We start from the raw sequence: 1,175 nt of genomic DNA, 5'->3' as shown, positions 1-1,175 counted from the left end.
ACAGAGATTGAAAGGCCAAGGTTCGAGCTATCTCGGTGGCTCGGGTTCGAGGGTCATGCCGGTGCTGGCGAAGAAGCCGGCGAGGAGATCGGTCTGTTGCTGACACGCGCGTAGCCGACGTTTGACCAGTTGGGCGAGGTGGTCGACACCGCGGGCGGCGGTGTTGGTCAGGCCGCGTTTCATCCAGCGCCAGACGCCTTCGGTGGGGTTGAGGTCCGGAGCGTAGGCGGGTAACCGGATCACGGTCAGCCACGGCCGAGTGGCGATCAGGGCCTGCATGCGGCGGCTGACGTGGGTGTTCAGGTTGTCCCAGATCAGCACCATCGGTGCCTGCAGACGCTGGTGGGCCTGGTCGACGAAGGCGATGTAGTCGTCCTCGCTGAAGCTACCGCGTTCGCCTGTACGACCACGGTGCAGCCGGGTTCGCCACATCAACCGGCCTCGCTGTCCGGGCTTGAGGCAGACCAGGCCGGCGATCGAGATCCGGCCGGAGCCCTTGCCGGATACCTCGACCACCGGCGTGTGCCCCCGCCGGGCCCACGTCTTGGCCACCGGCGGTCGCATGACCTGGCCTGCCTCGTCCTGGAAGCAGATCCAGGCGCCTTGCGCCGCCGCTAACCTCTTACCGACGGCCACCGCCCGCGATGCCAGCCGGTGATCGCTTCGGGATCGCGTTCGATCGCCCGACGCGTGGGAACCTGCTGGCTGTACCCGATGCGATGCAGCAGATAGGACACCCCGCGCAGCGTGTAGGAGATGCCGAAACGGCGCTCGATCACCTCGGCCACCCGCGCGAGGGTCCAGCGGGCATCGTCCCAGCCGTGCACGATCGGCCCTTCGTCGAGCATCCCGGCCAGCTGTTTCAGCTGCTCCACCGAGAGTTTGCAGTCCGAACCGCCCGGCCCGGCCGACGCCAGAGCCTCCGTTCCGCCAGCAGTCCACTGCCGTCGCCACAGACGCACCGACTTCTCGGAAACCCGCAGCTCAGAAGCGATCTGCGCGGTCGGTACGGACCTCTCGAACATGGTCGCGGCCTGGATCCGGACCTTCTCACGCCGGACCCGGGCTGCCGCGTTCATGCCACCACCAGCCGGATACCTCATACCTCCGGCCTACCGCCCACATCGACCCAGATCACGCAGACACGCCGACGGACGTCAGCCTTTCAACCTCTG

2 protein-coding genes are annotated in these 1,175 nt (G+C 67.1%); both read right to left on the bottom strand.

Features of this window, described 5'->3' with window-relative positions:
- Positions 1–27: 27 nt before the first annotated feature.
- Entirely contained in the window at positions 28–636 is a 609-nt protein-coding gene (locus tag ACXN5W_RS30320) for a transposase (RefSeq protein WP_473161810.1), read from the bottom strand.
- A complete protein-coding gene (locus ACXN5W_RS30315) occupies positions 615–1,079 on the bottom strand; it encodes a winged helix-turn-helix domain-containing protein (protein WP_473161809.1) in 465 nt (154 codons plus the stop codon). Before ACXN5W_RS30315 ends, ACXN5W_RS30320 begins: the two co-directional genes overlap by 22 nt.
- Between the last annotated feature and the right edge of the window lie 96 nt (positions 1,080–1,175).

Source organism: Plantactinospora sp. A48 (genome assembly GCF_055793945.1).
The sequence above is the reverse complement of the archived record's forward strand: the minus strand, read 5'-3'. Positions and strand labels throughout refer to the sequence as shown.

Bases quoted from the DNA above. Each gene is read 5' to 3' on its own strand.
- ACXN5W_RS30315 (WP_473161809.1), bottom strand. From the start codon at position 1,079: ATGAACGCGGCAGCCCGGGTCCGGCGTGAGAAGGTCCGGATCCAGGCC.